The organism is Citrobacter sp. VF227, assembly GCF_052950715.1.
This window is the reverse complement of sequence record NZ_JBRFVF010000210.1, coordinates 1-553: the sequence shown is the minus strand read 5'-3', so window position 1 is coordinate 553 and position 553 is coordinate 1. Positions and strand designations below refer to the sequence as shown.

The 553-nt window shown below is 70.2% G+C and carries 1 protein-coding gene; it reads right to left on the bottom strand.

The genetic code is table 11. The annotated features are described in order from the left end of the window. Positions 1 to 61 precede the first annotated feature (61 nt). A complete protein-coding gene (locus ACU8YC_RS25945; RefSeq protein ID WP_012318339.1) occupies positions 62 to 310 on the bottom strand; it encodes a hypothetical protein in 249 nt (82 codons plus the stop codon). Positions 311 to 553: the final 243 nt, after the last annotated feature.

Sequence of the window (553 nt, the reverse complement as noted above, 5' to 3'; positions counted from 1 at the left end):
ATGCTGAACGGCGAGACCATCCGGCTCGACGGGGCGCTGCGGATGCCGCCGCGCTGACGGCTCAGCCGATCGACACGCTGGTCAGCACCTCGGCGGCGCGGCGGACCTCGGCGGCGATCATCTCCTCGCTCGAGCCGTCGATCGGCATGTCCGACAGGATCGCCGCCACGTCGCGCTTCACGTCCTCGCGGATCTCCGGGTTCTCCTCGGAGAGCCGCCCGATCAGGACGCCGAGCACGATCTCCAGGGCGGACAGCTTGGCGTGCAGGCGGGTGAACTCGTCCAGCGGCTCGGGCTCGTGCGCGGTCATGACCGGCTCCATCGGAGAAATGTCCGCCGTCGCCGAGCGGCGCGCCGGAACGTCCGCGTGTCATACAGGGGCGCCGGCCCTCCGTCTCGCCGGGGAGGCGGGAGCCGAATTTTTTCCCGATCGCGGGCAACCGAGTTTCCGGACCCGACGTTTCACGCATCCTTGAACGAACCCGCGAAGGGACACCCCGCCATGATCACCCGTCTCACCGCCGCAGCCGGCCTCCTGGCCCTCTCCACCGGC

Coding starts and splice junctions, on each gene's coding strand:
- ACU8YC_RS25945 (WP_012318339.1), bottom strand. CDS start 310: ATGACCGCGCACGAGCCCGAGCCGCTGGACGAGTTCACCCGCCTGCAC.